General features: G+C 68.7%; 23 protein-coding genes and 1 pseudogene. 12 read left to right on the top strand and 12 right to left on the bottom strand.

Annotated elements, in window-relative coordinates; all coding sequences use genetic code 11:
• The first annotated feature begins 70 nt into the window (after positions 1-70).
• Positions 71-1,897, top strand: coding sequence for an AMP-dependent synthetase/ligase (locus AU187_RS18940; protein WP_059098912.1), 1,827 nt, complete (start codon positions 71-73; stop codon positions 1,895-1,897).
• Here AU187_RS18940 and AU187_RS18935 read toward each other — a convergent pair.
• The 4 genes from AU187_RS18935 to AU187_RS18920 all read right to left on the bottom strand — a co-directional run bounded on the left by AU187_RS18935 (position 1,885) and on the right by AU187_RS18920 (position 5,345).
• Entirely contained in the window at positions 1,885-3,030 is a 1,146-nt protein-coding gene (locus tag AU187_RS18935) for a glycosyltransferase family 4 protein (protein ID WP_059098911.1), read from the bottom strand. The two genes, AU187_RS18940 and AU187_RS18935, sit on opposite strands and share 13 nt — an antisense overlap.
• Before the next feature lies 1 nt (position 3,031).
• Positions 3,032-3,898: a peptidase gene (locus AU187_RS18930; protein ID WP_059098910.1), complete on the bottom strand. Its 867-nt coding sequence runs from the start codon at positions 3,896-3,898 to the stop codon at positions 3,032-3,034.
• On the bottom strand, positions 3,867-4,988 hold the full coding sequence (gene ripC / locus AU187_RS18925; RefSeq protein WP_059098909.1) for a peptidoglycan hydrolase RipC: 1,122 nt from the start codon (positions 4,986-4,988) through the stop codon (positions 3,867-3,869). The genes AU187_RS18930 and ripC overlap by 32 nt, the downstream gene beginning before the upstream one ends.
• A 153-nt stretch (positions 4,989-5,141) precedes the next feature.
• On the bottom strand, positions 5,142-5,345 hold the full coding sequence (locus AU187_RS18920; protein ID WP_059098908.1) for a hypothetical protein: 204 nt from the start codon (positions 5,343-5,345) through the stop codon (positions 5,142-5,144).
• 112 nt (positions 5,346-5,457) lie between these two features.
• Between AU187_RS18920 and AU187_RS18915 the strand changes: the two are divergent.
• A pseudogene (locus tag AU187_RS18915) lies at positions 5,458-7,266 on the top strand (DEDD exonuclease domain-containing protein); the annotation flags it as partial.
• Here AU187_RS18915 and trpD read toward each other — a convergent pair.
• Entirely contained in the window at positions 7,204-8,271 is a 1,068-nt protein-coding gene (gene trpD / locus AU187_RS25220) for an anthranilate phosphoribosyltransferase (protein WP_231740276.1), read from the bottom strand. The pseudogene AU187_RS18915 and the gene trpD sit on opposite strands and share 63 nt — an antisense overlap.
• A gap of 69 nt (positions 8,272-8,340) precedes the next feature.
• Between trpD and ctaE the strand changes: the two genes are divergently transcribed.
• The 4 genes from ctaE to qcrB are packed head-to-tail and all read left to right on the top strand — an operon-like array spanning position 8,341 to position 12,750.
• Complete coding sequence (ctaE, locus tag AU187_RS18900) at positions 8,341-8,952, top strand: aa3-type cytochrome oxidase subunit III (RefSeq protein ID WP_059098906.1); 612 nt, start codon at positions 8,341-8,343, stop codon at positions 8,950-8,952.
• Between the two features lie 11 nt (positions 8,953-8,963).
• Positions 8,964-9,794 (top strand): cytochrome bc1 complex diheme cytochrome c subunit, encoded by an 831-nt coding sequence (qcrC, locus tag AU187_RS18895; RefSeq protein ID WP_172800305.1) that lies wholly within the window; start codon positions 8,964-8,966, stop codon positions 9,792-9,794.
• Between the two features lie 29 nt (positions 9,795-9,823).
• Positions 9,824-11,041, top strand: a complete 1,218-nt coding sequence (gene qcrA, locus AU187_RS18890; protein WP_059098950.1) for a cytochrome bc1 complex Rieske iron-sulfur subunit — start codon at positions 9,824-9,826, stop codon at positions 11,039-11,041.
• Positions 11,038-12,750 (top strand): cytochrome bc1 complex cytochrome b subunit, encoded by a 1,713-nt coding sequence (qcrB, locus tag AU187_RS18885; RefSeq protein WP_059098904.1) that lies wholly within the window; start codon positions 11,038-11,040, stop codon positions 12,748-12,750. The genes qcrA and qcrB overlap by 4 nt, the downstream gene beginning before the upstream one ends.
• A gap of 40 nt (positions 12,751-12,790) precedes the next feature.
• Here the strand turns inward: qcrB and AU187_RS18880 are convergent, their stop codons facing one another.
• The 4 genes from AU187_RS18880 to ctaC form a co-directional block, all read right to left on the bottom strand.
• Positions 12,791-13,450 carry a DUF2561 family protein gene (locus tag AU187_RS18880; RefSeq protein WP_059098903.1) on the bottom strand — a complete coding sequence of 220 codons (660 nt, stop codon included), beginning with the start codon at positions 13,448-13,450 and terminating at the stop codon, positions 12,791-12,793.
• Positions 13,450-14,205 carry an MmpS family transport accessory protein gene (locus tag AU187_RS18875; RefSeq protein ID WP_059167168.1) on the bottom strand — a complete coding sequence of 252 codons (756 nt, stop codon included), beginning with the start codon at positions 14,203-14,205 and terminating at the stop codon, positions 13,450-13,452. The genes AU187_RS18880 and AU187_RS18875 overlap by 1 nt, the downstream gene beginning before the upstream one ends.
• A gap of 198 nt (positions 14,206-14,403) precedes the next feature.
• Positions 14,404-14,823 carry a cytochrome c oxidase subunit 4 gene (locus tag AU187_RS18870; protein ID WP_059098901.1) on the bottom strand — a complete coding sequence of 140 codons (420 nt, stop codon included), beginning with the start codon at positions 14,821-14,823 and terminating at the stop codon, positions 14,404-14,406.
• A 9-nt stretch (positions 14,824-14,832) separates the two neighbouring features.
• Positions 14,833-15,879 (bottom strand): aa3-type cytochrome oxidase subunit II, encoded by a 1,047-nt coding sequence (gene ctaC / locus AU187_RS18865; RefSeq protein WP_059098900.1) that lies wholly within the window; start codon positions 15,877-15,879, stop codon positions 14,833-14,835.
• 129 nt (positions 15,880-16,008) lie between these two features.
• Between ctaC and asnB the strand changes: the two genes are divergently transcribed.
• Positions 16,009-17,940 (top strand): asparagine synthase (glutamine-hydrolyzing), encoded by a 1,932-nt coding sequence (asnB, locus tag AU187_RS18860; RefSeq protein ID WP_059098899.1) that lies wholly within the window; start codon positions 16,009-16,011, stop codon positions 17,938-17,940.
• On the opposite strand, the gene AU187_RS18855 is transcribed toward asnB, so the two are convergent.
• A complete protein-coding gene (locus tag AU187_RS18855) occupies positions 17,941-18,915 on the bottom strand; it encodes a carbohydrate kinase family protein (protein ID WP_059098898.1) in 975 nt (324 codons plus the stop codon). It lies immediately after the preceding gene.
• Positions 18,916-19,035: 120 nt separating this feature from the next.
• On the opposite strand from AU187_RS18855, the gene AU187_RS18850 reads away from it, so the two are divergent.
• Positions 19,036-19,668, top strand: a complete 633-nt coding sequence (locus AU187_RS18850) for an Rv0361 family membrane protein (RefSeq protein ID WP_059098897.1) — start codon at positions 19,036-19,038, stop codon at positions 19,666-19,668.
• A 10-nt stretch (positions 19,669-19,678) separates the two neighbouring features.
• Here the strand turns inward: AU187_RS18850 and AU187_RS18845 are convergent, their stop codons facing one another.
• A complete protein-coding gene (locus tag AU187_RS18845) occupies positions 19,679-20,035 on the bottom strand; it encodes a HesB/IscA family protein (protein ID WP_059098896.1) in 357 nt (118 codons plus the stop codon).
• A gap of 122 nt (positions 20,036-20,157) precedes the next feature.
• Here AU187_RS18845 and AU187_RS18840 point away from each other — a divergent pair, with 122 nt between their 5' ends.
• Genes AU187_RS18840 through AU187_RS18825 form a run of 4 tightly spaced genes read left to right on the top strand, consistent with a single transcriptional unit; the run spans position 20,158 to position 23,140 of the window.
• Positions 20,158-20,832: a DUF3043 domain-containing protein gene (locus tag AU187_RS18840; RefSeq protein WP_082683794.1), complete on the top strand. Its 675-nt coding sequence runs from the start codon at positions 20,158-20,160 to the stop codon at positions 20,830-20,832.
• 5 nt (positions 20,833-20,837) lie between these two features.
• Positions 20,838-21,362, top strand: a complete 525-nt coding sequence (locus AU187_RS18835) for a bifunctional adenosylcobinamide kinase/adenosylcobinamide-phosphate guanylyltransferase (protein WP_059098895.1) — start codon at positions 20,838-20,840, stop codon at positions 21,360-21,362.
• Positions 21,359-22,414 (top strand): nicotinate-nucleotide--dimethylbenzimidazole phosphoribosyltransferase, encoded by a 1,056-nt coding sequence (gene cobT, locus AU187_RS18830; RefSeq protein ID WP_059098894.1) that lies wholly within the window; start codon positions 21,359-21,361, stop codon positions 22,412-22,414. Before AU187_RS18835 ends, cobT begins: the two co-directional genes overlap by 4 nt.
• 3 nt (positions 22,415-22,417) lie before the next feature.
• On the top strand, positions 22,418-23,140 hold the full coding sequence (locus AU187_RS18825; protein ID WP_059098893.1) for an adenosylcobinamide-GDP ribazoletransferase: 723 nt from the start codon (positions 22,418-22,420) through the stop codon (positions 23,138-23,140).
• Between the two features lie 21 nt (positions 23,141-23,161).
• Here the strand turns inward: AU187_RS18825 and AU187_RS18820 are convergent, their stop codons facing one another.
• On the bottom strand, positions 23,162-24,268 hold the full coding sequence (locus AU187_RS18820; RefSeq protein WP_059098948.1) for a branched-chain amino acid aminotransferase: 1,107 nt from the start codon (positions 24,266-24,268) through the stop codon (positions 23,162-23,164).
• Positions 24,269-24,278: the final 10 nt, after the last annotated feature.

The raw sequence follows: 24,278 nt of genomic DNA, 5'->3' as shown, positions 1-24,278 counted from the left end.
GCCCTGACCCGGCCGATCGCGGCCGACTAGGCTGAGTCCAGCAGACCAGCCGGATCGGGAGGCCAAGACAGTGCGTGAGTTCAGTGTGCCCGCGACCTTCACGGTGGGCGAGCACGACAACGTCGTCAGCTCCGTGTTCGACCACGAGCGCGACGATCCCGACCATGTCATCTTCCAGCGTCTCGTCGACGGCACATGGATCGACATCACCTGCAAGCAGGCCGCCGATCAGATCCGGGCCACCGCACTCGGTTTGATCGCCAAGGGCGTGGCCCCGGGCGACCGCGTCGCGCTACTGTCCGCGACCCGCTACGAGTGGCCCATCCTGGACCTTGCGATCCTGGCCGCGGGTGCGCTCACCGTGCCGATCTACGAGACCAATTCGCCCGAACAGGTGAAGTTCGTGCTCTCGGACTCCGAAGCGGTGTTGATCATCGCCGAGACCGACGCGCACGCCGACAGGATCGAGCACCTCGAGAAGGAACTGCCTGCGCTGCGGGAGGTACTGCGCATCGAGGGCTCGGGCACGCCGGCGCTCGACGAGCTCGCCGAGGCGGGAAAGTCGGTCGACGCCAAGGCACTCGACGAACGGCTGGCCGCGCTGAAGGCCGCCGATCCCGCGACGCTGATCTACACCTCCGGCACCACCGGCCAGCCCAAGGGCTGTCAGCTGACCCATTCCAACCTCGTCTACGAGATCCGTGGCGCCAAGGACTGCTTCCCGACGCTGCTGGACAAGGGCGAGAAGATGCTGGTCTTCCTGCCGCTCGCGCACGTATTGGCCCGGGCGATCACGCTCGCGGCGTTCACGTACAAGGTCACGCTCGGCTTCACCAGCGACATCAAGAACCTCGTGCCCACGTTCGCGGTATTCAAGCCGACACTGGTGGTCTCGGTGCCCCGGGTGTTCGAGAAGGTGTACAACACCGCCGAGCAGAACGCCCGCAACGACGGCAAGGGCCGAATCTTCGAGATCGCCGCCAACACCGCGATCGAATACAGCAAGGCGCAGGACAGGGCTCGCGGACGCGAGGAGCGGAAAGGCAAGGGACCCGGGCTGCTGCTGCGGGCCAAGCACGCGCTGTTCGACCGCCTCGTCTACGGCAAGCTGCGCGCCGCGCTCGGCGGAGACTGCCGCGGCGCTATCTCCGGTGGCGCTCCGCTGGGCGCCCGGCTGGGCCACTTCTACCGCGGTGTCGGGCTGGCCATCTACGAGGGCTACGGCCTCACCGAGACCAGCGCGGCGATCACGGTGAACCGGATCGACGACGTCAAGGTCGGATCGGTCGGAAAGCTGTTGCCCGGCAACAGTATGCGCATCAACGACGACGACGAGCTGTTGGTCAAGGGCGGCGTGGTGTTCACCGGGTACTGGCACAACGACGAAGAGACCGAGGCCGTATTCTCCGACGGCTGGTTCCACACCGGCGACCTCGGCGCGATCGACGACGACGGCTTCTTGACCATCATTGGCCGCAAGAAGGAGATCATCGTCACCGCGGGCGGTAAGAACGTCGCACCGGCGATCCTGGAGGACCGGTTGCGCGCGCACCCGCTGATCAGCCAGGCGATGGCGGTCGGCGACGCGAAGCCGTTCATCGGCGCGTTGATCACGATCGACCCCGAGGCGATCGAGGGATGGAAGGAACGCAACAGCAAGAGCGCGGACGCATCGGTCGGCGACCTGGCGACCGACCCCGACCTGCTCGCCGAGATCGACCTGGCGGTCAAGGAGGCAAACCAGGCGGTGTCGAAAGCCGAGGCGATCCGCAAGTTCCGCATCCTGCCCGTGGACTTCACCGAGGACACCGGTGAGTTGACCCCGACGATGAAGGTCAAGCGCAAAGTGGTGGCGCAGAAGTTCGCCACCGACATCGAGGCGCTCTACGAGGGGTAGAGCAGGCTCGACAACCGCTGCGCCTGGGTGTGCCACTGCCAGTTGTCGACCACCCAGCGCCTGCCCGCCGCTCCCATTTGCGCTGCCCGCTGGGGATCGGCCAGCAGATCGCTGACCGCCGCCGCGATCGCCCCCACGTCCCAGCCGTCGACCACCACGCCCGTTTCCCCGTCGAGCACCGTCTCCGGCGCGCCCCCCGAGCGGCCCGCCACGACCGGCACGCCCGAGGCGGACGCCTCGAGATAGACGATGCCGAGCCCCTCGACGTCCAGTCCGGCGCCGCGGGTGCGGCACGGCATTGCGAACACGTCGGCCATTGCGTGGTGGGCGGGCAACTCTTCGCCGGGGACGGCGTCGGTGAAGACCACGTGTTCGGCGACCCCGAAACTGTGCGCCAGCCTGTGCAGGGACGAGCGGTACGGCCCACCGCCGACGATCACCAACGCAGCGCCGTGCACGCGTTGCCGGATCGCGGGCATCGCCCGGATCAACATGTCCTGGCCCTTGCGGGGCACCAACCGCGACAGGCAGACGACGACCGGCCGGTTTCCGAGCCGGTAGCGGGCGCGCAGTTCGGCGCGCGCCACCTCGTCGGGGGCGAACCGGTCGGTGTCGACTCCGGGCGGCAGGTGCTCGAGCGCGGCCCGCGGCCCGAACGCCGACGCGAATCGGCGCCGGGTGTACTGGCTGACGTAGGTGATCGCATAGGTGCCGGATCCGATGCGGCGCAATGCCGTTCGGGCGAGCGGAAGCATCGACCAGCCGACCTCGTGGCCGTGGGTGCTCGCGATCACCCGACGCGCGCCTGCGTCGCGGGCCAGCGGCGCCATCAGCGCCAGCGGAGCCGCCGCACCGAACCACACCGTCTCGGCGGCGTGCTCCTCGACCAGCCGCCGCATGCGGCTGATCACCCCCGGCTCGGGAAGCATCAGGGTGCCCGGATGGCGCACCACGTCGTAGCCGGCGGCCGCGGCCTCGGCATCGAACGCGTCGGAGTCCTTCCACTTCGGCGCGTACACCGTCAGCTTGTGCTGACCCGCCGCGACCAGGTGGTCGACCAGCTCCTGCAGATAGGACTGGATGCCGCCGCGGCGCGGCGGAAAGTCGTTGGTGACCAAGAGGATCCGGCTCACGTCAGCTCGCCCACTGCCGCCACTGCGCCAGCAGCGATGACTGGTCGACGCCGAGGGTGTCCCGCACCGCCGTCGCGACATCGGGGTGGGCAGGCCCGCACGCCTGCTCATACAGCTCGCGCAACGGACCCGGACCGTACCGATCGGCGACGAACCGGGTGAACCACCAGGCCCGGTCGTAGGCCAGCGAGCGGTCGGGCCCGGCCAGCTCGGCGTCAGTGGGCAGCCTCACCGCCGACGCGTCGGGCCGCGGCGCCGCCGGCCGGGCGACGTAGTCGGCCACCCCTTCGGTGAGCCAGCGCGGCGCGTCGGACGCGGTCCTGGCGCGGGCCGCGTAGTGAAACAGTTCGTGGCGCAGCACGATTCGCAGCGCGGCGTCGCTCATGTCGGCGGCGCCGGGGGCGAACATGATCCGCTCGGCCGTCGCGGTCGCCGCGGTGTGTACATCACCGCCGCCGACCGCCGCGAACTGAGCATCGGTGCCCGCGGCGACGATCACCACCTCGTGTGGCCACTCCGGGCCCCAGAACGCGGTGACCGCATCCGCCGCGCCGCGCATCTCGGCGGCGATGCGCGTCAGCAGCTTCTCAGCGCGCGCCCCGCCGAGGCCGATCAACCGGACCGTACGGCCGTCGCTGAGCGTCTGGACACGCGATACGGCGGTCGGCGTGGTCCCCGAAGCGGACGCAACCGGGGCGGCGGAGGCAGCCGGGGTGGCCACTGTCGGCGTGGGTGCGACATCGGCGCGGCCGATCAGGAGCAGCGCACAGATGAGCTCGGCGACGAGGAGCGCGGCGAGTCTGGACCTGCTCCTGGGATGCGCGGCCCTCCGGCGGTCAGTAGCGGCGGACGTTGTAGATCGGCGCATTGTCCACCGGAGCGACTCGCACCGGCGTGCCGTAGGTCGAGGCGTGCACCATCATTCCGTCACCAATGTAGATGCCGACATGCGACGCATCGGAGTAGTAGGTCACCAGGTCACCGGGCTGCATCTGGTCCCTCGACACCGCCTGCCCGCCGCTGGCCAGCGCCTGGCTGGAGTGCGGCAGCGAGATGCCGGCCTGCTGGAACGACCACATCACGAGCCCGGAGCAGTCGAATGCGTTCGGACCGGACCCACCCCACGAGTACGGCGAGCCGATGCGGCTCAGCGCGGCCTGGATCACGGTCGCGGAGTGCCCGCCCACCGGCGGGGCCATGTCGCCAGGCGGGATGGCCCCGGGAGCCGGCGCCGCGGCGATGACCGCGGGATCGGAACCCGGCGGCGGGGGTCCGGGCGGGGGCACCGGAGGCGCGGGCGGCATTGCGGCCAGCGCCTCGCGCTGACGCGGCGTCAGGGCCTCGTACTGCGACTTGACCACGGCGATCTGGACCTGCAGGCGGCTCTGCTTCGATTGCAGCTCCGCACGCACGGCCGCGGCCTGTTCGGCTGCCGTCTTCGCCTCGGCGGCCGATTTCGCGGACGCCTCCTCGGCCAGGGCCGCCTTTCTGCCGATGTCGCGGTAGCTCTTCATCTGTGCCGACATCTCGGCGGCCATCACGCGTTGCACCGACAACTGGTCGATGAGACCCTGCGGCGAGCCGGCGGTCAGTATCGCGTCCAGTCCGTCGGTCCTACCCCCCATGTACTGCGCCGCAGCAACTTTGTCGACGGCCGCCTGGAAGGTTGCCAGCTGGTCTCTCGCCTTGTTTGCGGCCGCGACGTCGGCGGCATGCTTGGCCTCCGCGCTCTGCTGGATGGCCAGCTTGTTGTTGAGATCGAGCTGCGCCGAATGCATCGCCTCGGTGGTCTGCTCGGCCTGCCGCGAGAGCTCGTTGAGCTTCGCCAGCGCATCGTCGGCGGGATCAGCCTGCACACTGCCGGTGAAGATGCCTGCGAGGACGGTGATACCGACTATCGCGCTGACGAAGGGACGTCGAAACCCGCGTGTGGTCAAGCGCGTACGGTCGAGCCTCAAGATTTGCGCCCTTCAACTTCCGTGACGAAGCCGCGTCGAAAACGCTATTAGGTCTCAGACAGGTTACGAAACGGCATCGGGGTTGTCCAACAGAAGACGCAAATTTAACAGTCGCCCTGCATTTCGATTCCGCGCCGGTCCCACCGCGTGTCGTCAGGCGACACCGGAACTTCCGTCCCGGTGAATCGGGACCAGCCGCAGCCGCGGCGCCAAACCCACGTCGGCAAGCACCTCCAGCGCTCGGCGCTCGTCGTCGAACAAGGTGTCGGGTACGCCCAGCAAGACACTCACGACGCAGTCCTGACAGCCTGGTCCGCGGACCGCACAGTCGTCGCAGTCGATTTTCACCGTGCCCACGAATGGCTCCTCTCGGTCGGTGCTGCCCGCACGCTATCGGCGGGCACCGACATCTCATCGCGGTCAAGCGTGGCAACCCGGTCCTGTCGGTGTCGTTTCCTACCGTCAGCGCATGAGCCAGCTCAGCTTCGCCGACGTTGACGGGCAGGCTGATGTCTCACTGCGCGACACCACGTTCGTCGTCGTCGACCTGGAGACCACCGGAGGGCGGGCCACCGGCGACAACCACGACGCGATCACCGAGATCGGCGCGGTCAAGGTGCGCGGCGGCACGGTGCTCGGCGAGCTGGCCACGCTGGTGGATCCGGCCCGCAGCATCCCACCCCAAATTGTTGCCCTGACGGGGATCACCACGGCGATGGTGTGCGACGCGCCGAGGATCGAGTCGGTGCTCCCGGCGTTCCTGGAGTTCTCCCGCGGCGCGGTGCTGGTCGCACACAACGCCGGCTTCGACATCGGGTTCCTGCGCGCGGCCGCGGAACGCTGCCAGATCACCTGGCCTCGACCGCCGGTGCTGTGCACGGTGAAACTGGCCCGCCGGGTGCTCACCCGCGACGAGGCGCCCAGCGTGCGGCTCTCCGCGCTGGCCCGGCTGTTCGCCGCCACCACCACCCCGACGCACCGCGCCCTCGACGACGCCCGCGCCACCGTCGACGTCCTGCACGGCCTCATCGAGCGGGTGGGCAATCAGGGTGTGCACACCTACACCGAGTTGCGGTCGTACCTGCCCGACGTCACCCCGGCGCAGCGGCGCAACCGTCACCTCGCCGCAGCGCTGCCGAACCGGCCGGGTGTCTACCTGTTTCGCGGCCCGGCCTCCGGGGCGGCCCCGCGTAGCAGCGCAGTGCTCTACGTCGGCACCGCCGTGAACCTCCGCCGGCGCGTCGGGCAGTACTTCAACGGCTCCGATTCGCGCACCCGCATCAAGGAGATGGCCTCCCTGGCCACCGCGGTCGACCATGTCGAGTGCGCGCACGACCTCGAGGCCGGCGTGCGCGAACTACGGCTGCTGGCCGCCCATGCGCCGCCCTACAACCGCCGGTCGAAGTTCCCACACCGGTGGTGGTGGTTGGTGCTGACCGACGAAGCGTTCCCCCGCTTTTCAGCGGTGCGAGCACCGAAGCACGACATGGCCATCGGGCCGTTCCGGGCGCGCTCCGACGCCGTCGACACCGCGGCGCTGCTGGCGCGCTTCACCGGCGTGCGAACGTGCACCAGAAAGCTCGCCCGAACCGCGATGCACGGCCCGGCCTGCCCGGAACGTGAAGTGTCTCCGTGCCCCGCGCCGCGCGACATCGGCGCCGCCGACTACGCCGAGGCGGTCGTGTGCGCGACCGACCTGATCGAGGGTCGCGACGACCGTGCGGTGGCCGCGGTGCTAGCCCACATCACCGATCTCGCCGACCGCGGCCGATACGAAACGGCCGCGCGCCTTCGAGATCACACGGCCACCGCGATCGACGTGCTGTGGCGCGGTCAGCGGCTGCGCGCGCTGGCGGCCGTTCCGGAGTTGGTCGCCGCACGGCCCGACGGTGCGGGTGGATGGCAGCTCGCGGTGATCCGCAACGGCCAGCTGGCCGCGGCGGGCAACGCGGCGCGCGGCGTGCCACCGATGCCTGTCATCGACGCGATTTGTGTTGGCGCACAAGCTGTTCTGCCGACGAGCGCGCCGCTGGGCGGCGCGCTGGTCGAGGAGACGGCGCTGATTGCACGGTGGCTGCAGCAACCGGGGGTGCGCATCGTGCGCGCCACGAGCGGGTACTGCTCGCCGGTGCACGCAGCCGGCCGGTGGGCGTCCTGGGCCGCGTCGGCGCGCTCGGCGCGGCTGGCCGCCGAGCAGTACGAAAGGACGGACCTCTCAAGCCTTTTGGGTGAACCGCACCCAACGCGCGAGGAGCTGTTCGGCCGCCCCGGAGTCGATGGCCTCGGCCGCCTTGGCCAGCCCCGTCTCCCAGGCCGGCACCCATTTGGCGTCGCTGGCTAGTCCGGCATGCGCCACCAGTGCCCCGGCCGCGTTGAGGATCACCGCGTCGCGCACCGCACCGGGCGCACCGCCCAGCACCGCGCGCACCGACGCGGCGTTCGATTCCGCATCGCCGCCGACCAATTCCGACAACTCCGCGCGCTTGAAGCCGAACGCGGCTGGGTCGAACGTCAACCGCTCGACCGTGCCCGCCTGCACTCGCCAGATCGTGCTTGTCGTGGTCGTGGTCAGCTCGTCGAGGCCGTCGTCGCCGTGCACCACCAGCACGCTGGACCCGCGGGTCGCGAACACGCCGGCCATCACCTCGGCCAGGTCGCCCCACGCGCAGCCGATCAGCCCGGCCCGCGGCGAAGCCGGATTGGTCAGCGGGCCCAGCAGGTTGAAGACCGTCGGCACGCCGATCTCGCGGCGCACCACCCCGGCGTGCCGGTACGACGGATGGAATTGCGGAGCGAACGCGAAGCCGATGCCGACTTCGGCGACACTGCGCGCGACGTCGTCGGGAGCCAAGTCGATGCGCACGCCGAGCGCCTCGAGCGTGTCCGCCCCGCCGGACAGCGAGGAGGCGGCGCGGTTGCCGTGCTTGATCACCGGAACGCCCGCGGCGGCGACGACGATCGCCGCCATCGTGGACAGGTTCACCGTGTTGGACCCGTCGCCGCCGGTGCCCACCACGTCGACGGTTTCGTTGCCGATGACATCGGTCGGCACCCGCCGCGCATGCTTGAGCATGACGTCGGCCAACTCGGTCACCTCGGCCGACGTGGGGCACTTCATCTTCATCGACACCCCGAAGCCGGCGATCTGCGCGGGGGTCGCCGCGCCTGTCATGATCTGGTCCATCGCCCACGCCGCCTGGCCGGTCGCCAGCGACTGACCGGTGGTGAGACGGCCCAGAATCCGGGGCCAGGTGAACGAATCAGGGTTTTCGGGGAAAGCCACCACGCGATTATTGACGAAACTCCGGACCCGGGTGGAGTTCGACAACTACAAAGCGTCATACTTGCTCATGTGACGAGCGCTGTAGGGGCTTCGGGAACCGCAATCACGTCGCGAGTACATTCGCTGAACCGGCCGAACATGGTCAGCGTTGGCACGATCGTGTGGCTGTCCAGCGAGCTGATGTTCTTTGCTGGCCTGTTTGCGATGTACTTCACCGCACGTTCGCAGGCGGGCGGCGAGTGGCCGCCGCCGCCGACGGAGTTGAACCTGGTACAGGCCGTTCCGGTCACCCTGGTGCTGATCGCCTCGTCGTTCACCTGCCAGATGGGCGTGTTCGCCGCCGAGCGCGGCGACATCTTCGGACTGCGCCGCTGGTACGTCGTCACGTTTTTGATGGGGCTGTTCTTCGTGCTCGGCCAGGGTTACGAGTACATCCAGCTGGTCCACCACGGCACCACCATCTCCAGCAGCGCCTACGGTTCGGTGTTCTACATGGCCACCGGCTTCCACGGATTGCACGTGATCGGCGGGCTGGTCGCGTTCGTGCTGCTGTTGGCCCGCACCCGGATGAGCAAGTTCACCCCAGCTCAGGCCACCGCTGCGATCGTGGTGTCGTACTACTGGCACTTCGTCGACATCGTGTGGATCGCGTTGTTCGCCGTCATTTACTTCGTCCGTTGATCGGCTTGCCGATGTCTCCGATGAGAAGGGGTTCGATGACCGACAAGTCGCGCCGTCGGCTGCGCCGGCGCCTGTCAGGTGCTGTGCTGCTGCTGCTCGGGCTGGGTGTCGCCGGTGGCCTGGCGGCCACCCTCACGCCGACGCCACAGGTTGCGGTCGCCGATGAATCGCAGTCGGCGCTGCTGCGCACGGGCAAGCAGCTGTTCGACACGTCCTGCGTCACCTGCCACGGCGTGAACCTGCAGGGCGTCGAGGATCGCGGGCCGAGCCTCATCGGTGTCGGCGAGGCGGCGGTCTACTTCCAGGTGTCCACCGGCCGCATGCCCGCGATGCGTGGTGAGGCTCAGGCACCGGACAAGCCGCCGGTGTTCGACGAGGCGCAGACGGACGCGCTCGGCGCCTACGTGCAGGCCAACGGCGGTGGTCCGGTCGTCCCGCGTGACGACAACGGACGCGTCGCCCAGGAGTCGCTGCTCGGTGACGACGTCGCCCGCGGCGGCGACCTGTTCCGGCTGAACTGCGCGTCGTGCCACAACTTCACCGGCAAGGGCGGCGCCCTGTCGTCGGGCAAGTACGCCCCCGACCTCGGCGACGCCAAGCCCGCGCAGATCTACACGGCGATGCTGACCGGCCCGCAGAACATGCCGAAGTTCTCCGACCGGCAGCTGTCGCCGGACGAGAAGCGCGACATCGTCGCCTACGTCCGCGAGTCCGCGGAGACCCCGAGCTACGGCGGCTATGGCCTCGGCGGGTTCGGCCCGGCGCCGGAGGGCATGGCGGCCTGGATCATCGGCATGGTGGCCGTCATCGCGGCGGCCTTGTGGATCGGAGCGCGAGCATGAGCGAGCGAGAAGCCGGAGGCGGATCGCGCATGGATGGAGAGCCGGACCACGGCACCGCGAACACTCCCAAGGGCACCGACGCGCCCGGCCACGCCGGCGTGCCGGGTCAACCCACCGACGCCGAACTGGCGGCCATGTCGCGTGAGGAGCTCCTCGAACTCGGCGGCAAGCTCGACGGCGTCGAGATCGTCTACAAGGAGGACCGGTGGCCCGTCGCCGGCACCAAAGCCGAGAAGCGCAGCGCCCGCGTGGTGTCGTACTGGCTTCTGCTGGGCGGGTTCTCGGGTCTGGCGCTGGTGCTGGTGTTCCTGTTCTGGCCCTGGGAGTACAAGCCGTCCGGCTCCGAGGGTGAGTTCCTGTTCAGCCTGGCCACTCCCCTCTATGGGTTGACGTTCGGGCTGTCGATCCTCGCGATCGGCATCGGCGCAGTGCTGTACCAGAAGAAGTTCATCCCCCAGGAGATCTCGATCCAGGAGCGCCATGACGGCAGCTCCCCCGAGATCCAACGCAAGACGGTCGTGGCCAACCTGAGCGACGCGCTGGAGAGCTCGACGATCAAGCGCCGCAAGCTCGTCGGCCTGTCGCTGGGCATCGGCCTGGGCGCGTTCGGTCTGGGCACCCTGGTGGCGTTCATGGGGGGTCTGATCAAGAACCCGTGGAAACCGGTGGTGCAGACCGCCGAAGGCAAGAAGGCCGTGCTGTGGACGTCCGGGTGGACGCCCCGCTACGAGGGCGAGACGATCTACCTGGCCCGCTCCACCGGCAATGGCACGTTCGTCAAAATGCGGCCCGAAGACCTCGACGCCGGCGGCATGGAGACCGTGTTTCCGTGGCGCGAGTCCGACGGTGACGGCACCACCGTCGAGTCGCACCACCACCTCGCCGAGATCGCGATGGGTGTGCGCAACCCGGTCATGCTGATCAGGATCAAGGCCCAGGACATGCCCCGGGTGGTCAAGCGCAAGGGCCAGGAGAGCTTCAACTTCGGCGACCTGTTCGCCTACACCAAGGTCTGCTCCCACCTGGGTTGCCCCGCTTCGCTTTACGAGCAGCAGTCCTATCGCATCCTGTGCCCGTGCCACCAGTCGCAGTTCGATGCGTTGCACTTCGCGAAACCCATATTCGGCCCGGCTGCGCGTGCCCTCGCGCAGCTGCCCATCACCATCGACCAGGACGGGTATCTCGTCGCCAACGGCGACTTCATCGAACCCGTCGGGCCGGCCTTCTGGGAACGGAAATCAGCATGAGTCCAAAATTGCCGAAACCGCCCGCACTCGCCGAAATCGCGGCCGCGCAAGGCGAAGCCATCGATTCCCGCTACCACCCGTCGGCGGCGGTGCGGCGTCAGCTAAACAAGGTGTTCCCCACCCACTGGTCGTTCCTGCTGGGCGAGATCGCGTTGTACAGCTTCATCGTCCTGCTGATCACCGGCGTGTATCTGACGCTGTTCTTCGACCCGTCCATGGCGGAGGTCACCTACGACGGCGTCTACCAGCCGCTGCGCGGTGTGCAGATGTCCAAGGCGTATGAATCCACGCTCGACATCAGCTTCGAGGTCCGCGGCGGCTTGTTCGTCCGTCAGATACACCATTGGGCGGCACTGCTTTTCGCGGCCGCGATCATGGTTCACCTGGCTCGCATCTTCTTCACCGGCGCCTTCCGCAGGCCGCGTGAGGCGAACTGGGTGATCGGCGCGCTGCTGCTCATCCTGGCGATGTTCGAGGGCTACTTCGGTTACTCGCTGCCCGACGACCTGCTCTCGGGCATCGGCTTGCGCGCCGCGCTGTCATCGATCTCGCTGGGGATGCCGGTGATCGGCACCTGGCTGCACTGGGCGCTGTTCGGCGGCGACTTCCCCTGCGGCGGCGTGGGCTACGAGTGCTCGACCGACGGTTTCTGGATTCCCAGGATGTACGCACTGCACATCCTGCTGATCCCGGGAATCATGTTGGCGCTCATCGGGCTTCACCTGGCCCTGGTGTGGTTCCAGAAGCACACCCAGTTCCCGGGGCCGGGTCGCACCGAGACCAACGTCGTCGGCGTGCGCGTCATGCCGGTGTTCGCGGTGAAGTCCGGCGCTTTCTTCGCGATGACCGTCGGCATCCTCGGCCTGATGGGCGGGCTGCTGACGATCAACCCGGTGTGGAATCTCGGGCCCTACAAGCCTTCTCAGGTGTCGGCGGGCAGCCAGCCCGACTTCTACATGATGTGGACCGAAGGTGTGGCACGTATCTTCCCGCCTTGGGAGATCTACATCGGCAACTACACCGTCCCCGCCTCCACCTGGGTGGCGCTGTTCATGGGGCTGGTCTTCGTACTGCTGATCGCCTACCCGTATCTGGAGAAGAAGCTCACCGGCGACACCGCACACCACAACCTGCTACAGCGTCCGCGCGACGCCCCGGTGCGCACCGCGCTGGGCGCGGCGGCCATCTCGCTGTACATGCTGCTCACGCTCGCCGCGATGAACGACATCATCGCGCTGAAGTTCCACATCTCGCTGAACGCGACGACGTGGATCGGCCGAATCGGCATGGTGGTGCTGCCCGCGATCGTCTACTACATCGCGTACCGGTGGGCCGTCGGCCTGCAGCGCAGTGACCGCGAGGTGCTCGAGCACGGCATCGAGACCGGCATCATCAAGCGGCTGCCGCACGGTGCCTACATCGAGCTGCACCAGCCGCTGGGGCCGGTCGACGAGCACGGTCATCCGATTCCGTTGGAGTACCAGGGCGCGGCATTACCCAAGCGGATGAACAAGCTGGGCTCCGCGGGCGCTCCGGGCACCGGAGGCTTCCTGTCCGCCGATCCGCTCGAGGAACACGAGGCGATCACCGCCGCGCAGCACGCGGGCGAACGCAAGGCGCTCACCGCACTGGCCGAACACCAGGCGCGCAGGGACTCGCCGAACGGACACGGCACGGGTGATGGGGATTCGCCCAACGGCCACCACTGACGTGGCCGTTGGGGTCCGAAAAGCGCCCGCTTTGAAGAACTTACGCGCTCTGCTGATCCGGCAGAGCGCGTAGTTCTTTGAGGTAGAACCACGGCACCACGGGCATGGCCAGCGTGACAAGCGCGGTCAGCACGTAGAAGACCCACGCCGCGACGTTGCTGTCCACCGCCATCAGGTAGGTGGCCACGCCGATGGCCACCATGGCGACACCGATTGCGCACGCGATCACCACGGCGCAGCGCAGCCACACCAGATCGACGGCTGCCGAGCCTGGCTCGGAGGCTTCGAGACTGCGCAGCGGTCTGGGCGCCGCGTAGGCCGACTGGGCCTCGAGCCCCGCCCTTGCCCCCGCCGGCTTCAGCTTCTCGGTGGCCGGCGACGCTGGACGGGCTGCCTGTGGCGGTTCGGCCAGGGCTTCCCGGCGCGCTCGCAGCAGCAGCGGCACGGCCCCGATGATCACCACCGCCGAGATGCCGATGACGGTGTAGAGCAGCCAGGGCGTGCCGGCGTCTCCTGGGGACTCGGCGTGCCCCCGGCCCAGGTCCACCAGCGCCACGGTGGCGGCCACGCCGGTGCCGAGGGCGACCAGCCAGATTGCCGCGCAGGAGCCGAGCAGGATGCGGTCCGTGCGGTCCAGTTCGCTGGGATCCAGTGCCGGGCTCAACCGTGAACGCCCCGACGCGTCGGTGTCGTAGGTCATCAGCAGCTGGTCTGCGCGGAGTTGTTGGTGTTCGACGACAGCACCGTCCCGTCGCTCGTGGTGATCGAACAGTTGAGCCGGCTGACCAGGAACAGGCTCGACGCCTGCACCGACCCGACTTCGGACTGCGAGATGGGTGTCACGGTCAATGACCACGGGATGTAGACGTTGCGCTGGGTGCGGCTGCGCCCGGACGCGTCGATGTAGGTCACGGTGATGATGTCTCCCGGTGCTTTGGTTCCCGTCACCGAGTAGGTGACCTGGCGCGGGCCCGCGCGGGTCGTCGTGGGCGGCGGTGACGGCGGCTGTGTGGTTGCCGGCGCCGGCGGTGTGGTGGTGGTGATCTCGTCTTGCACCGGCGGTGCCACGGTGGTGGTCGAGGTTTCCGGTGTGGCGAGATTGTCGGTGTCGGTTCGGGTCACCAGTACCGAGACCGACGCCACCAGCGCGATGGCCGCGACGATCGCCGCCACGCCGACGACCCACGGCCACCGGGGCGGGGTGTGCTGGTCGACCGGGTCGCCCGGTTCGTAGCTGTCGTAGTCGTACAGCGACGCGTCGGCGGGCACGTACGGGCCCGCAGTGAACTGCTCGGACTCCGGCGCCGAGTACGCCCGCGAGTAGAACTCCGTCTCGCTGGTGTCCGGAGCCGGCTGGTCACCGGCGGTTTGATCCGGCTCCTGCCTCGGCTCCTGACTCGGCTCCTTAGCCTGGAAATCCGCCCCTTCGTCATCCGGGGGATTCGGCCCGCTCATTTACGCCTATCCTTCTCGACTACTCAACCGGCGCGACACGCCAACAAGGTCCACCGGCTCGGCCGGCGGCGGCTGACCGTGCCTCGGCAACATTACCCAACCGCCTCACCCGGGTGGATCACGCGGCGCGGTCTACCGGTGAAGTGGTGGTCTGATTGTGACCTTGCGCCGCCCGCACCGCGGGCTGCCCCTTGTCGGTCAGTGCTTCTCGGGACCGGTGTAGTACTCGAACACCAGGCCGGCGACCGTAGTGACCACGAAGCAGATGCCCGCCACGATGAGCCAGGGCAGCCACAGCGCGACACCGACCGCGGTGATCGACGCCGACAGCGCGATCATCACCGGCCACCAGCTGTGCGGGCTGAAGAAGCCGAGCTCGCCGGCGCCGTCGCTGATCTCGGCGTCCTCGTAGTCCTCCGGCCGGGTGTCCAGGCGCCGGGCCACGAACCGGAAGAAGGTGCCGGTGATCAGGGTCAGGCCGGCGGTCAGCACCAGCGCGGTGGTGCCCGCCCACTCGATGCCGCCGTACTGGAACATTGCGGTCAGCACGGCGTAGACGACGGCGGCGAGGATGAAGAACGCGGTCAGGAACTCGAACAGCCGGGCTTCGATATGCATGTGATGTCCCTACTTGCTGGCCTGCGATTGCTGGGGCGCCAGTTCACCGCGACGGGTGTCGAACGGTTGGGTGGTGACGGCTTTCGGCGGCTGGTTGATCGCCTGCAGCGCCTGGGCATTGGTCTTGCCGTCGATGCGCTGCTGCAGATACGCCTTGAAGTCGTTGGGCTCCACGACCCGTAGCTCGAAGTTCATCATCGAGTGGTAGGTGCCGCACATCTCCGTGCACCGCCCGACGAAGGCGCCGGTCTGGTTGATCTCGCTGATCTGGAAGGTGTTGTCGGAGTTGTTCGCCCGCGGGTCGGGCATCACGTCGCGCTTGAACAGGAACTCCGGCACCCAGAACCCGTGGATGACGTCGGCCGAGGCGATCCGGAACTCGATGCGCTTGCCCGACGGCACCACCAGCACCGGGATCTCGTTCGACGACCCCAGCGTCTCGACCTTGTCGAACGCCAGATACGAGCGGTCCTGCGGGTGCTTGCCCGCAATCACGCCGAACTCGCCGCCGTGCTCGCCCTCCAGGCCCTCGGGACCGGACGCCACCGCGGCCGCCCGCTCGGGGTCGGCGCCGTCATAGTTGAACGTGCCGTCGGAGAAGTTCACCTTCTGGTAGCCGAACTTCCAGTTCCACTGGAAGGCGGTGACGTCGACGACGACTTCGGGGTTCGGTTCCTCGTGCAGCATCCTCTCCTGCACCACCACGGTGAAGTAGAACAGCACCGAGATGATCAGGAACGGCACCACGGTCAAAACCAGTTCCAGCGGCATGTTGTAGCCGAACTGGCGCGGCAACTCGGTGTCGGTCTTCTTGGCCCGGTGAAACGCCGAAGTCCAGAAGATCAGGCCCCACACGATCGCGCCGACGACCAGCGAGGCGATCACGGAGCCGATCCATAGTTCGCGGTTGAGGTGGGCTTCGGGGGTGATGCCGTTCGGCCACCCCAGACCCAGCACCTCGGACCAGCTGCAGCCGCTGAGCAGCAACGCCGTAGCACCCAGGACGATTGACAGCGACGCCGTTCGCGCCACCGCCTTCAGCCCGCGAGGTGTCACGTTGAAGCCTCCTAGAAGTCGGTGACGCGCGACCGCGGCGCGGTCAGTTTCCGGAGCGAATACTACGCAGCGTAGACCACGCCCGGGTGCCGGTCTGAACACACCTCATCGATTAGGCATACTGGCGCCGTGTGCGGACTGCTGGCCCTGTTGCGTGACCCGTCCGCTGAGCTCTCCCCCGGCCTGGTCGAGGCGGTGTCCGGGGCGTCGCATCTGATGCGTCACCGCGGCCCCGACGAGCCCGGGACCTGGTCGGACGATCGGGTCGTGCTGGGGTTCAACCGGCTGTCGATCATCGACATCGCGCACAGCCATCAGCCGCTGCGATGGGGACCGCCGGAAGCGCCCGGCCGCTATGTGCTGGTGTTCAACGGAGAGATCTACAACTACCTCGAACTGCGGAAGGAGTTGTCGGCCCGCCACGGCGCGACTTTCACCACCGACGGTGACGGCGAGGCAATCATCGCGGCCTACCACCACTGGGGCACCGACGCGTTGACCCGGCTGCGCGGCATGTTCGCGTTCGCGCTGTGGGACTCCGAGCGCGGTGAGCTGTTCTGCGCCCGCGACCCGTTCGGCATCAAGCCGCTCTACCTGGCCGGTGGCGCCGGGGGCACCGCGGTCGGCAGCGAGAAGAAGTGCCTGCTCGACCTGGCCGACACGCTGGGCATCGACCTGTCGATCGACGAGCGCGCCGTGCAGCACTACACCGTGCTGCAGTACGTGCCGGAGCCCGAAACCCTGCAACGCGGCGTGCGCCGGCTGGAGTCCGGCTGCTACGCGCGCATCCGCCCGGGCGGCCAACCCGAGGTGACGCGCTACTTCCATCCTCGGTTCGCCGCAGTGCCTTTTGTGGCAGGACGCGAGCAGGAGCGCTACGACGAGATCACCGCGGTGCTCGAGGATTCGGTCGCCAAGCACATGCGCGCCGACGTGACCGTCGGCGCATTCCTGTCCGGCGGTATCGACTCGACTGCGATCGCCGCGCTGGCCATGCGCCACAACCCGCGGCTGATCACGTTCACGACGGGTTTCGAGCGTGAGGGCTTCTCCGAGGTTGACGTCGCGGTCGCCTCGGCCGAGGCGATCGGCGCCAGACACGTCGCCAAGGTGGTCAACCAGGCCGAATTCGTCGCAGCGCTGCCCGAAATCGTTTGGTATCTCGACGAACCCGTCGCCGATCCCGCGCTGGTACCGCTGTTCTTCATCGCCCGCGAGGCCCGCAAGCATGTCAAGGTGGTGCTGTCCGGCGAGGGCGCCGACGAGTTGTTCGGCGGCTACACCATCTACCGGGAGCCGTTGTCGCTGCGGCCGTTCGAGTATCTGCCCCGGCCGCTGCGGCGGTCACTGGGGCGGGCGTCGCGGCCGCTGCCGGAGGGACTGCGTGGCAAGAGCCTGCTGCATCGCGGCTCGCTCACGCTCGAAGAGCGCTACTACGGCAACGCGCGCAGCTTCTCGGACGCGCAGCTGCGGGCGGTGCTGCCCGGCTTCCGCCAGGAATGGACGCACACCGACGTGACCGCACCGGTGTACGCCGCGTCGGCGGGGTGGGATCCCGTCGCCCGCATGCAGCACGTCGACCTCTTCACCTGGCTGCGCGGCGACATCCTCGTCAAGGCCGACAAGATGACCATGGCGAACTCGCTGGAACTGCGCGTGCCGTTTCTGGACCCCGAGGTCTTCGCGGTCGCGTCCCGACTCCCCTATGACCAGAAGATCACCAGGGCGACAACCAAATTCGCGTTGCGCCGAGCGCTCGAGCCGATCGTCCCGGCGCATGTGCTGAACCGGCCGAAGCTGGGCTTCCCGGTGCCGATCCGGCATTGGCTGCGGGCCGGCGAGCTGCTCGAGTGGGCTTATTCGATGGTCAACTCATCACAGGCCGGCGGCCTGATCGACCTCGCGGCGGTACGCACCATGCTCGACGAACATCGCAGCGGCACAAGCGATCACAGCCGCCGGCTGTGGACCGTCCTGATCTTCATGCTGTGGCATGCGATCTTCGTCGAGCACAGCATCACTCCGCAGATCGGCGAGCCGACCTATCCCGTGCAGCTGTAGCTACTTGAGCGCCTGCGCGATCTCCGCGGCGGCCTCGTCGCCGTAGGCGTCGCCGAGCCGCTGCACCGCCTCCTGAGGGTCCCAGCTCCACTCCTGCGGGCCCGGCGCCTCGAACACCAGCACGGCCACCAGCGAGGCGAGCTGAGCGGAGCGCTCCAGGCTGAGCCCGGCGCTGCGACCGGTCAAGAAGCCGGCGCGGAACGCGTCCCCGATGCCGGTCGGATCTGCCTTGTGCTTTTCGGGCACCACCCCGACGTGGATGAACGTGCCGTCCGAGCTGACCAGGTCCACGCCCTTGGGGCCCAGCGTGGTGACGCGCAACCCGATCTGGCTCATCACCTGCGCCTCACTCCAGCCGGACTTCTGCAGCAGCAGGTCCCACTCGTAGTCGTTGGTGAACAGATAGGTGGCGCCGTCGATCAGCTTGCGGATCTCCTCACCGGTCAGCCGGGCCAACTGCTGGGAGGGATCGGCGGCGAAGGCCAGGCCGAGCCGGCGGCACTCCTCGGTGTGCAGGAACATCGCGTCGGGATCGTTGGCGCCGACGATCACCAGTTCCGGCGTGCCGATCCGTTTCGTGAGGTCGGCCAGCGAGATGTTGCGCGCCTCGGACATGGCGCCCGGATAGAACGACGCGATCTGCGCCATGGCGTCATCGGTCGTGCAGACGAACCGAGCGGTGTAGGCGGTCTCGGAGACGAGCACGCTCTCGGTGTCCACCCCGACGGACTCCAGCCAGCTGCGGTAGTCGTCGAAGTCGCGGCCGACGGCGCCCACCAGCGCCACGTCACCGCCCAGCACACCGATGGCGAACGCCATGTTGCCCGCGACCCCGCCGCGGTGCACGACCAGATCGTCGACAAGGAAACTCAACGAGACTTTCTGAAGGTGATCGGGCAGCAGTTGTTCGGAGAATCTCCCCGGGAACCGCATCAGATGGTCGGTCGCAATCGATCCGGTCACCGCAATTGTCACGAACTATCCCCTTCATTTGTTAAGTCGCCTAGGTAATTCTAGTGCGCTAACCTGCCTACAAAAGCCCGTCAGCCACTGTAGACAGGCACCTTCCTGGCCACCTCCCGGGGGAGCAAAGCGATGACCGGTCCGTACCCGCCCGAATACGGCGCTGGACCGACCGCCCCGCAAACGTATCCTCAACCGTTCCCGTACCCGGAGAACATGCCCTCGGCGTATCCGGGCACTCTGCCGCCGCCGGTGCAGTACCGGAAACGGCGGCGGTGGCCGATCGTGGCCGCAGTGGTGCTGGCGGTGGCGGTGATCGCGGCGGTGGTGGCCGGAATCGTCTTCGCCGGCGGCGACGAGGATGCACCGCAGTCGAGCGCGCTGAGCGAGGCGTCGGCCAAAGCCGCGATCCAGGAGTATCTGGACGCGCTGACCAACGGCGACACCGAGACCGTGGCGCGGCACACCCTGTGCGGGTTGTTCGACGCGGTCAAGGAGAAGCGCTCGGATCTGGCGCTGGCCAGGTTGTCCGGCGATGCGTTCCGCAAGCAGTACAACAGCGCCGAGGTCACGTCGATCGACAAGATCGTGATGCCCTCGCCGAATCAGGCGCAGGTGCTGTTCACCATGCGGGTGACGCCGGCCAGCGGATCACGACGGGACCGGCCCGACACCGACGAACAGCAGGCCGTCGCCCAGCTGCTGTCGCAGGGCAACGAGATCCTGGTGTGCTCCTACCTGCCGCGCACGGGCGGCCAGTACTGATCTGGTCCGGTCAGTTGAACGAGTCGCCGCAGGCGCACGAACCCGTGGCGTTGGGGTTGTCGATCGTGAAGCCCTGCTTCTCGATGCTGTCGACGAAGTCGATGGTCGCACCCTGCACATACGGCGCGCTCATCCGGTCCACCGTCAGGTTCACGCCGCCGAACTCCACGGACAGGTCACCGTCGAGCGACCGGTCGTCGAAGAACAGGTTGTAGCGCAGGCCGGCGCAGCCGCCCGGCTGCACGGCGATACGCAGGGCGAGGTCGTCGCGGCCCTCCTGGTCCAGCAACGCCTTGGCCTTGGCGGCGGCAGCGTCGGTCAGGATCACGCCGTGGGTGGCGGTTGCCGACTCTCCCTGAACTGTCATTACGTCTCCTGTGAGGCCTCATCGGGTGCGCGTTACTGGTTCAACGGTACCCCGTTCGGCCGCTATTCCCGAGTCTGTCCCCAGGCCGTCGCGGCCGTCTGCGGCAGAAGTAACCTGGCAGCGTGAACCTGCTGGGCCGTAAGAAAGACAAGGAACCCGACTCGGGCACCGGTGTGGCCGACGCCACAGTGGAGACGGAGTTGGCCGAGGACGCCACGGCGGCGCGCACCACGGCCCCCAAGGGCAGGCCGACGCCCAAGCGCGACGCCCGCAAGCGCGGGCCGGTGGCGCCCGCGCCGATGACGGCCGCCGAGGCGCGTCGCCGCCGCAAAGAGATGCGCTCCAAACTGAGCCGTGAGGAACGCCGAGCGGACAAGGCCGCGCGCCGCGAACAGATGACCCAACGCCGCGAGAAGATGATGGCCGGCGAGGAGGCCTACCTGCTGCCGCGGGATCGTGGACCGGTGCGCCGCTATGTGCGCGATCTGGTGGACTCCCGCCGCAACGTGCTCGGGCTGTTCATGCCGTCGGCCCTGGGCCTGATCTTCGTGATGCTGGCGGTGCCCTCGGTACAGGTGCAGCGCCTGATCTCCCCCGCGATGCTCGTGCTCGTGCTCATCATGGTGATCGACGGCTTCATCCTCGGCCGGCGCGTCAACCGTAAGGTCGACGCGAAATTCCCTGACAACACCGAAACCGGTTGGAAGCTCGGGTTTTACGCGGCCAGCCGCGCCTCGCAGCTGCGCCGGATGCGGGCACCCCGTCCGCAGGTGAACCGCGGCGACAAGGTCGCCTGAGCCCGGTGCGCACCCTGGTGCTCGGCGGCATCCGGTCGGGTAAGTCGCAGTGGGCCGAAGCGGCGCTCGCCGATACCGGTTCGCCACCGCTGCGCTACCTTGCTACCGGGCCTGCGCCCGCCGACGATCCCGACTGGGCTGCCCGGGTCGCCGCCCACCGGCAGCGCAGGCAGGATCGGTGGTCGACCGTCGAAACAGCAGATGTGGCAACGCAATTGCGGACCGAACACATCGCAACCCTGGTCGACGACATCGGCTCATGGCTGACCGCGGCGATGGACAGGTCGGGCGCGTGGACCGGCGGCTCGGTCGCCGCGGACGTCGACGATCTGCTCGACGCGGTGGGCGGGTTCTCCGCGCCGCTTGCGGTGGTCAGCCCCGAGGTCGGGCTGACCGTGGTGCCCGCGACGGCGGCGGGCCGCCGATTCGCCGACGAACTGGGTTCGCTCAACCAGCGGCTCGCCGCGGTGTGCGACCGGGTGGTGCTGGTCATCGCCGGACAACCCGTCTCGGTGAAGGAGCCGGTGTGACGGACTTTCCCGCCGTAGAGTCACCCGACGCCGACGTGGCCGCCGCCGCGCGGGAGCGGCAGAACCGGCTCACCAAGCCGCCCGGCTCGCTGGGCAGGCTGGAGGACCTCGCGGTCTGGGTCGCATCGTGCCAGGGGATGTGCCCACCTCGGCAGTTCCAGCGGGCCCGGATAGTCGTGTTCGCCGGTGACCACGGCGTCGCAGCGGCCGGGGTGTCGGCCTACCGGGCCGATGTCACCGCGCAAATGGTCGCCAACTTCGATGCCGGCGGCGCCGCGATCAACGTGCTCGCCGAGGTGGCGGGCGCAACCGTGCGAGTGGTCGACATCGCGGTCGACACGCCGCAACCGCACTCACCGTCGGTCGGCGCGCACAAGGTGCGCCGCGGCAGCGGCAACATCGCCGTCGAGGACGCCTTGAGCGCCGACGAACTCACCGCGGCGCTCGAGGCCGGTCGGCGGATCGCTGACGACGAGGTGGACTCCGGCGCCGACCTGCTGATCGCCGGCGATATGGGCATCGGAAACACAACTCCGGCAACGACTTTGGTTGCGGCGCTCAGCGACTCGGAACCGGTCGCCGTGGTCGGTCGCGGCACGGGCGTGGACGACGCGGGGTGGGCACGCAAGACCGCCGCGGTCCGCGACGCGCTGTACCGCGGCCGCGCCAGCGTCACCGATCCTGCTGCGCTCCTGCGGATCTGCGGTGGCGCGGATATCGCGGCGATGGCCGGCTTCTGCGCCCAGGCCGCCGTGCGGCGCACGCCGCTGCTGCTCGACGGCCTGGTGGTGACCGCGGCGGCGTTGGTGGCCGAGCGCCTTGCGACGGGCGCCCGCCTGTGGTGGCAGGCCGCACACCGATCCCCCGAACCGGCGCACGCGGTGGCACTGGATCGGCTTGGCCTCGATCCGATCCTGGACATGCGGATGCGCCTCGGCGAGGGCACCGGGGCGGCGGTCGCGTTGCCTGTCGTACGGGCGGCGGTGGCCGCGCTGGCGTCGATGGCGACGTTCGACGAAGCGGGCGTCACCCCTGCATCCGAGGAGTACTAGCCCGTGATCCGTTCGCTCACCGGGGCGTTCGCGTTCGGCACCGTCCTCCCGGCGCCCACCACGGCGGCATTCGGCCGCGGGGCACTGACCGCGTTGCCGGTGGCCGGCGCCGCGATCGGCGGGCTGGCGGCCGCAACGCTGTGGGCGGCGTCGTGGGCGTTCGGGCCGGGACCCCTGGCGGGTGTGTTGGCGGTGGCGGTGGTGGTGGCGCTGACCCGCGGGCTGCACGTCGACGGGCTCGCCGACACCGCCGACGGGCTGGGCTGTTACGGGCCGCCGGAACGCGCGCTCGAGGTGATGCGCGACGGCTCGGCGGGTCCGTTCGGCGTCGCCGCCGTGGTCATTGTCCTCCTGGTGCAGGCTTTCGCGTTCGCCGGGTTGACCTCCGTGGGGTTGGTGGCGGCGGTCGTGGCGGGTCGCGTCGCGGCGGTGCTGGCGTGCAGGCGCGGCGTGCCCGCCGCAGCGGGCAGTGCGCTGGGCGCACGGGTCGCGGGCACCCAACCGGTCGCGGTGGCCGCCGCGTGGATCGTCGCGGCCGCGGCGTTGGCCGCGTTCGCCGGCCCGCGGCCGTGGCAGGGGCCGCTGGCGGTGATCGTCGCGGTGTCGTGCGGGGCGCTGCTCGTGGCGCACTGTGTCCGGCGCTTCGGCGGCGTCACCGGAGACGTGCTCGGCGCCGCGATCGAGGTGACGACCGCTGTCGCCGCACTGGGTCTCGCCATCCGCTGAGCGGCGCCGGGGAACGCCGGCTCAGCCGAGTCGGGCCATCCAGCCGTGGGTATCGGCGAAGGTGCCGCGCTGGATCCCGGTGAGCGTGTCGCGCAGCGCCATCGTGATCTCCCCCGGCCCGCCGTCGGCGATGGTGAACTCGCCGTCGGCGTGTTTGACGCGGGCGACCGGGGTGATGACCGCCGCGGTGCCGCAGGCGAACACCTCGGTGATCTCGCCCGCGGCCGCCTTCTTCTGCCACTCGTCCACGTCGATCTTGCGCTCTTCGACCGTGAAACCGGCGTCGGAAGCCAACTGCAGCAAGGAATCTCGCGTTACGCCGGGCAGGATGGAGCCGCTCAGCTCGGGCGTGACGAGCCGCGCGGACCCGCCGCTGCCGAACACGAAGAACAGGTTCATCCCGCCCATCTCTTCGACATAGCGGCGTTCGGCGGCGTCCAACCACACCACCTGGTCGCAGTCGTTGTCCGCGGCCTGGGCCTGCGCTAGCAGCGAAGCGGCGTAGTTGCCGCCGAATTTCGCGGCGCCGGTACCGCCCGGGCAGGCCCGCACGTATTCGGTGGACAACCACACGCTGACCGGTTTGATGCCGCCCTTGAAATAGGCACCTGCGGGTGAGCCGATGACGAGGTAGCGGTATTCGGTTGCGGGCCGCACGCCGAGACCCGGCTCGGTCGCGAACACGAACGGCCGAAGATACAGCGACTCCTCACCGCCGGCGGCCGGAACCCAGGGCTCGTCGACGGAGATCAGCTGGCGCAGCGACTCGATGAACACCTCCGCGGGCAGTTCCGGGATCGCGAGTCGACGCGCCGAGAGACGTAGCCGTCGGGCGTTCGCCTCGGGCCGGAACGAGACGATCGAGCCGTCCCCCCAGCGGTAGGCCTTGAGCCCCTCGAAGATCTCCTGTGCGTAGTGCAGCACGATCGCCGAGGGGTCGAGCTCGATGGGGCCGTACGGGATCACCCGCGCGTTGTGCCAACCCTCACCCTCGGCGTAATCGATCGACACCATGTGGTCGGTGTGGTACCGGCCGAATCCGGGATTGGCCAGTATCGAGGCCCGTACCTCGTCGCTCGCCGGGTTCGCATTGCGCTCAACCGTGAACTCGAGGGGACCGTCAGTCATGCAGCGATTG

The organism is Mycobacterium sp. IS-1556 (assembly GCF_001499985.1).
Taxonomy (GTDB): Bacteria; Actinomycetota; Actinomycetes; order Mycobacteriales; family Mycobacteriaceae; genus Mycobacterium.
The sequence above is the reverse complement of the archived record's forward strand: the minus strand, read 5'-3'. Positions and strand labels throughout refer to the sequence as shown.

Excerpts from the sequence above, each read along its gene's own strand:
- AU187_RS18875 (WP_059167168.1), bottom strand. The coding sequence starts at position 14,205 with ATGAGCGGGCCGAATCCCCCGGATGACGAAGGGGCGGATTTCCAGGCT.
- qcrC (WP_172800305.1), top strand. The coding sequence starts at position 8,964 with ATGTCTCCGATGAGAAGGGGTTCGATGACCGACAAGTCGCGCCGTCGG.
- AU187_RS18930 (WP_059098910.1), bottom strand. The coding sequence starts at position 3,898 with ATGCGCCGATCTACAACGTCCGCCGCTACTGACCGCCGGAGGGCCGCG.
- AU187_RS18820 (WP_059098948.1), bottom strand. The coding sequence starts at position 24,268 with ATGACTGACGGTCCCCTCGAGTTCACGGTTGAGCGCAATGCGAACCCG.
- AU187_RS18850 (WP_059098897.1), top strand. The coding sequence starts at position 19,036 with ATGACCGGTCCGTACCCGCCCGAATACGGCGCTGGACCGACCGCCCCG.
- AU187_RS18870 (WP_059098901.1), bottom strand. The coding sequence starts at position 14,823 with ATGCATATCGAAGCCCGGCTGTTCGAGTTCCTGACCGCGTTCTTCATC.
- AU187_RS18845 (WP_059098896.1), bottom strand. The coding sequence starts at position 20,035 with ATGACAGTTCAGGGAGAGTCGGCAACCGCCACCCACGGCGTGATCCTG.
- qcrB (WP_059098904.1), top strand. The coding sequence starts at position 11,038 with ATGAGTCCAAAATTGCCGAAACCGCCCGCACTCGCCGAAATCGCGGCC.
- qcrA (WP_059098950.1), top strand. The coding sequence starts at position 9,824 with ATGGATGGAGAGCCGGACCACGGCACCGCGAACACTCCCAAGGGCACC.
- AU187_RS18880 (WP_059098903.1), bottom strand. The coding sequence starts at position 13,450 with ATGACCTACGACACCGACGCGTCGGGGCGTTCACGGTTGAGCCCGGCA.